This is a genomic window from uncultured Brachyspira sp., assembly GCF_949287625.1.
GTDB lineage: Bacteria > Spirochaetota > Brachyspiria > Brachyspirales > Brachyspiraceae > Brachyspira.
Genome location: NZ_CASEGO010000023.1, coordinates 20,736 through 27,213 on the forward strand (window position 1 = coordinate 20,736; position 6,478 = coordinate 27,213).

Annotated in this window: 4 protein-coding genes; 1 reads left to right on the forward strand and 3 read right to left on the reverse strand. The window is 22.7% G+C overall.

Going from position 1 to position 6,478, the window contains the following annotated elements:
• The first annotated feature begins 107 nt into the window (after positions 1–107).
• Complete coding sequence (gene glf, locus Q1X91_RS05685; RefSeq protein ID WP_300754286.1) at positions 108–1,214, forward strand: UDP-galactopyranose mutase; 1,107 nt, start codon at positions 108–110, stop codon at positions 1,212–1,214.
• 182 nt (positions 1,215–1,396) lie between these two features.
• Here glf and Q1X91_RS05690 read toward each other — a convergent pair whose 3' ends face one another.
• Genes Q1X91_RS05690 through Q1X91_RS05700 form a run of 3 tightly spaced genes read right to left on the reverse strand, consistent with a single transcriptional unit; the run spans position 1,397 to position 6,309 of the window.
• A complete protein-coding gene (locus Q1X91_RS05690; RefSeq protein ID WP_300754289.1) occupies positions 1,397–2,440 on the reverse strand; it encodes a class I SAM-dependent methyltransferase in 1,044 nt (347 codons plus the stop codon).
• Between the two features lie 9 nt (positions 2,441–2,449).
• Positions 2,450–4,285 carry a glycosyltransferase gene (locus Q1X91_RS05695; protein ID WP_300754292.1) on the reverse strand — a complete coding sequence of 612 codons (1,836 nt, stop codon included), beginning with the start codon at positions 4,283–4,285 and terminating at the stop codon, positions 2,450–2,452.
• A 2-nt stretch (positions 4,286–4,287) separates the two neighbouring features.
• Positions 4,288–6,309 carry a DUF4422 domain-containing protein gene (locus Q1X91_RS05700; protein ID WP_300754294.1) on the reverse strand — a complete coding sequence of 674 codons (2,022 nt, stop codon included), beginning with the start codon at positions 6,307–6,309 and terminating at the stop codon, positions 4,288–4,290.
• Positions 6,310–6,478 lie beyond the last annotated feature (169 nt).

Consider the following 6,478-nt stretch of genomic DNA (forward strand, 5'->3'; position numbering starts at 1 on the left):
ATTTAACAATATTTAATCTAGTATAAAATAATAAAAGATGTTAAAATACAAATATTAATAATACATTTAATTGTTATTTTTAATTAATAAAAAGGAGAATAATTTATATGTACAAATATTTGATAGTTGGTGCAGGAATTTCAGGAGCAGTACTCGCAAATCTAATAGCTGAGAAATTAAATAAAAAAGTATTAGTAATAGATAGAAAAAATCATATAGCTGGAAACTGTTATGATTATAAAGATGAAAACAATATAACCGTGCATAAATATGGACCTCATATATTCCATACAAACAATAAAGAAGTTTGGGACTATTTATCAAAATTTACAAAATGGCATTACTTTTATTTGAAACCTAATGCTATTATAGAAGGGAATAAAGTTTCACTTCCTTTTACATTAAAAACTTTAAGAGAAGTATTTTCACCTGCTATGGCTGAGAGAATAGAAAATAAATTATTATCAGCTTATGGTTATGGAGTAAAGGTGCCAATACTGGATTTTCAAAATAGTACTGATGAAGATTTAAAATTTATTGGTAAATATGTATACGAAAATGTTTTCAAAAATTATACTATGAAGCAATGGGGATTAAAACCAGAAGAAATAGATCCTACTGTAACAGCAAGAGTACCTATATATATATCTAATGATGTAAGGTATTTTCAGGATAAATATCAGGCTATACCATTAAATGGTTATACTGAAATGATATCAAATATATTAAATCATAAAAATATAACTGTAAAATTAAATACAGATTGTAAAGAGTTAGATTTAAATAATTTTAAATCTATATATTATACTGGTGCTATAGATGAATATTTTAATTATAAATATGGGGAACTTCCATATAGAAGCCTAAGATTTGATGTACAAACTATAAATAAAGAATATTATCAAAATACTGTTGTTACTAATTATCCAAATGATTACGATTTTACACGTATTACAGAACACAAATATTTTTTAGATGAGAAAAGTGAAAAAACTACTATCTCTATTGAATATCCTGAAGCTTTTGAAATTGGTAAAAATGAAAGGTATTATCCAATTTCAAATGAAAAAAATAATTCGCTTTATAATAAATATTTAGATGAAGCTAAAAACAATCAAAATTTACATTTCTTTGGAAGACTTGGCGATTATAAATACTATAATATGGATCTTGCTGTTGAAAGAGTATTAAAATTATTTAATGATATTTGTTAATTATATATTTATACTATTATATGTAGTAATATTATTTTGTATACTAAAATATAATAATTTATATTTATAGAACTAATTGATTAAAAAATATGACCTATACTGAAATATAAAATTTCAGTATAGGTTGAGTTTTTTTGTATTTTACATTATTATAAAAACATATGTAATCTTTGCATATTAATTCATGGTCTGGTCTGGTCTGGTCTGGTCTGGTCTGGTCTGGTCTGGTCTGGTCTGGTCTGGTAAATTTTATTTCTAAAATTATTACGTAACTTTTTATTTGGTATACACCAAGCAATACTGTTGATTAGGTTATCTAATTTTTTATTAGTATTATATATTTCGTTATTTATGATATCAATTTTTTGATTTAAATCATTCGTTGAGATGTTTATAGTTTCTGTTTTAGTATTTTGTTCATTAAATTTAGATTTAGTATACTCTAATATTTTTTTATATGTTTCTACAAACATTGGGTTATAATGTTTTTTTAAATTATTTATAATATATGTATTATCTTCTTCTGATGGAATATATTTCCAAGGTAATGTTAATAGGAAAAATACATCTTCTATATATTCCATAAAATTATCATCCAATATTATTGCACCTATGTTAGGATAGTTAAATGTATCATTATAAAACATATCATCATTTGGGTAGAATTTTTTACCTTTTATAGTAGAAAATAAAGAACCGCAAGTTGTATCATATTCTGGATATGTATTGTGTAATTCTATATCATGTATTATAACTATTGCATTTTTTGACAAAAATGGTGCTATTAATAAAAAATCTAAAAATTCACCAGGGTGGACATGAGCAGCATCCAATATACATAATTCTATATCGCTACCTATTTCTTCAATAAATTTAGATACAATATTTCCTCTATATATTTTCCATTTATTCATTAAATTAGGACATTTTTCTTCAACAACAAATCCTGATAATTTAGCATTATCTCTATGCCATTGTTTTAGTATGTCAATAGAATATAGCTTACTATCATCTATATCTTTTATAGCATTTAAGATTATAGCACTGTTAACTCCGGCAGACACACCAACTTCCAATATTTTTTTAGGTTTTATTTTTCTAATAATTCCATTTATAAAATATCTTTGAATTTCAGACATTAAACTAAATTCTATATAATTAGATAGTTGACTAATAGCTTCATCAGCATATTTTCTCTCATAATTTTCAAAATTTACAAATTCCATATATTTCTCCTAATTACTTTTGATAGTTATTTTTATTCCCAAAATTCTTATAATTTCATATCTTTCATTTTTTTCAATTGAAAATATATAATTATACCATTTTTTTGAGCTATTATTTTTTTGTATATGATTTTTATAATCTTTTTTATATGGTGTATATTTTATATAGTCCCAATATCTTTCTGCTAAAGGATGACGGCATCCTTCTTGCCATGGCTTTATATCACCTGAGTAATGTATAATTACAGGTGATTGTTTAGCAAAATTCATTTCTTCATCAGAGTATAAAGAATGCTGTCCATCAAAATATGCCGTTTGCTGCAAGTTATATTTTGGAGATATGAAATATATATTATCTTTGAATGTATAATTTATAACATCCTGATCTTGCCATTTTAATTTATTTTCTTTTATTAATATACTAGTATTATCAAATAAAGTATCTATAATATTATCATTTATCCATTTTTCTATATTTATCAATAATATTCCAGCATTAGCTGTTTTATTTAAATTTAATATATTTTGTATTTCATTATGATAATAATCCCATAACTCTTCAACAGTAGCTATATAATAATTATCTATGTTAGTATTCCAAAATAAATTTAAACTATTAGTTACAATAATGTCACAATCAAAGTAAAAACATTTTTTTAATTCAGGTTTAATTTTAGGTATTATGTATCTATAATATGTAGTTTTTGTTATATATTTGCATACTTCTGTAATTGGACAATTATTAAATAAGTTGTCATCTATTTTTATAAATTCTACATTAAAATCTTTTATTTGTTTTAATTTAATAATATTTTTTTTATTATTTGAACTGATACCACCATCTAAAATATAAAAATTAAAATGATCTATTGGCAATGAATTTATTAAAATAGATGCTATAGCAACACATAAACATTTAGCATAATTATCATCTGAAGCAAAAAATATATGAATATCAGATTCAATACCACAGTATTTTTCTATAAGATAATTTACTGCATTTTTAGATATAGAACTATTTACTTCCATTTTTTTTAGTATTTTATACAAAAAAATTGAATTATTATTTTCAATAGGACATACCACAAAATCAGATATTATTTTATTTGATAATTCTTTATCAAAATAATTACTTAATAAATCCATACGTATATCATTGGCAATTTGTCGTTGCACAGTTAACAATGAAATATCTTCTGATACTCTATTATAATGTCGTCTATATTTTAATAATATCTCTGGAATATTGCTAATTTTTCCATTATTTTCTATTATTGTTTTCCACATAATATAATCTTCAGAATATTCATGTTTTTTGGAATATGTAATATTATATTTCTCTAAAAAATCTTTTCTAATCATTACAGATGGGTGACATATTGGATTAAAGAAAGTCATTAAAATTTTTAAAACTTCATTATCTGATTCTATTATCCAAGATTTATATCTATTATTTTCGTTATCAAATATTTCTATAAATGTACCTAATACAGCAATATCTTCATTATTTTCCAAAAAATCTACTTGCTTTTTTAATCTTTCAGGTAAAGATATATCATCATCATCCATTCTGGCTATATATTTACCTTTGGCAATTTTTAAAGCTTTATTTAAAGAGTATACATAGCAATAATTTTTATCATTTCTAAATGGTAAAATTCTTTTATCTTTTTCCGCATATTCTTTTACAACTTCAAATGTTTTATCAGTTGAACAATCATCTATTATAATAAATTCAAAATTTGTATATGTTTGATTAAGTATTGATTCTATAGATTCCACTACATATTTTTCTCTATTATAGCATGGCATTATAACCGATACTAAAGGGGATTTATCATTCATTACTATTTCCTTTTTTTAATTATTTTAAACCCTAATAATGTTATTCTTGTATATCTGTAATTTTTATATATTGAAAATATTCTATCTGTAAATTTTTCATAATTATTTTGATTAAGCTCTTTTTTCTTAATTTTTATATTAATACCTAAAAAAGTTATTATAAAAGTATCATCTTTATTTACAAATGATAATATAAAATCTCCTATACTAAACCTACTTTCCATTATATTTTGTATATTTTGAACATTAGTATTTTTATAAATTATTTCTTCATAAAAAGGAGTTTTTCTTGCATATTCCCACCAAATATATGATTTAGGGTAACTTGGATGAGTCCAAGGTTTAATTTCACCACAATAGTGTAATATTTTATAGTTGTTATATGTTTTTAAATATTCTAAATAATAATCAACAGGCCATAACATTGTCATATTATTAAATACAAAAGGTATTGACCACATAACATTCCAGGATATATCTATATACATTATGTTTTTTTGAAATATTAGATTAAGTAAGTCTTGGTCATGGTTTTTAGGTTCTGCAACTTTATTTAAAGCTTCTTTGAACAAAGATTCCAAGTCCATATCTATACATTTTTTTATATCAAACAATAAAACACCTGCTTGAAAATAGTATCTTGGTTCTTTTAATGGTAAAATATCTCTAAAATATGATCGCCAATATCCATCAGGCATATCTCTGCGCTCTTCATAAAATACTCTCCTGAACATTTCTGTATCTCTACATGCCCCCAAAGCATAATTTTTTAAATCTGTATTGTATAAATTGTATATGTCTTCATGTATTGTTATATCAGTATCTAAGTATAATATTTTACTAAAATTTTTAAATATAGTAGGTATAAAAAATCTAAAATATGTAGCAATATTTAAATGTCTATCAACAAATAATAAATTTTTTAATTTAATATCTAAGTATGCATTAATATCTATGAATCTTATATAACAATTTTCAGATGCAAAATTATATATTTTATTTTTTATATCTGATTTTATATTATCTTCTAAGATATAAATTTCATAAAAAGAATTTTTATTAGAACTATCAATTAAAGACTTTATAGTAACAGCCATATAAGGGGCATAATTATTATCACAGCAGAAACATACTTTGGTACTATCTTTAAATTTCGGTTTTATATTAATTTTCGGAGATAAATTATTTGCTGTAACTCCTTGTAATTCAACTATTTTATAATTTGTAACCCTTTTTAAATGAAATATATATATACCATATAGCCATTCAGAATAATAAGTCCTGATTTCACTCATAGAATAATATGATTTATCTATTTCTTTTTCTGCCTCAAATAATATGTTAAAAATCCAATTACAATAATCAAAAAATATTTCTTTTTTTAGTACAAATGTATTATAATAATGACCGTATTGCGAATTATTATAATTGTTAATATCTTCAATATATTCAGGATATTTATTCTTTAGAATATTTAATACTATATCATAATCTTTGATTTTTAAATACTCATTTGAACTTTTATAATGATCATAATTATTTTTTGAATTTAATACAGCTACATTCCATTTTTTTATAGTTAAAATATCATAATTTTTTACGGTATCTTCTATTTTGTTAGCATTTAGGTAATAATTTTCAATATAGTTGTTATCTACAGTGTCATTATTAATCATACACCATTGGTCTTCTTCATAATTTTTCTCTATATTAAAATTAAGATGTCTTCTATAGTGCATAAAACCAATATAATCAGGATTACCTAATTTATCATAATTTTTCCAAGCCCAATATACAGAAGTAATTTCATTAAATATTCTATTCTGATCTGATATATTATCTCCTGTATCATCACCTATCATATTATCTAACATCCACTTATAATCTTCTTCTGACATACTGCCATCTTTTGAAGCCTCAGTTGCTAGAGCTCTTCCAACATGTATTGGAGTTAATACATCATCCTTTAATAAGATCGACGGCTTATGATAAGATATTAGTATTTTAACTTTAGAATCATTCATTTATTATTCCTTAATATTAGTTAAATACAAAAAAAGATTAATCTTATCTCTTAAATAGATAAGATTAATCTTTTTTTGTATTTGTAAAAGTACTTGATATAATTATATATATAGAATATAATTAAAAAATATGCATAATACCTAATTATGTCTTGTCTTGTCTTGTCTT

Coding starts and splice junctions, on each gene's coding strand:
- glf (WP_300754286.1), top strand. CDS start 108: ATGTACAAATATTTGATAGTTGGTGCAGGAATTTCAGGAGCAGTACTC.
- Q1X91_RS05690 (WP_300754289.1), bottom strand. CDS start 2,440: ATGGAATTTGTAAATTTTGAAAATTATGAGAGAAAATATGCTGATGAA.
- Q1X91_RS05695 (WP_300754292.1), bottom strand. CDS start 4,285: ATGAATGATAAATCCCCTTTAGTATCGGTTATAATGCCATGCTATAAT.
- Q1X91_RS05700 (WP_300754294.1), bottom strand. CDS start 6,309: ATGAATGATTCTAAAGTTAAAATACTAATATCTTATCATAAGCCGTCG.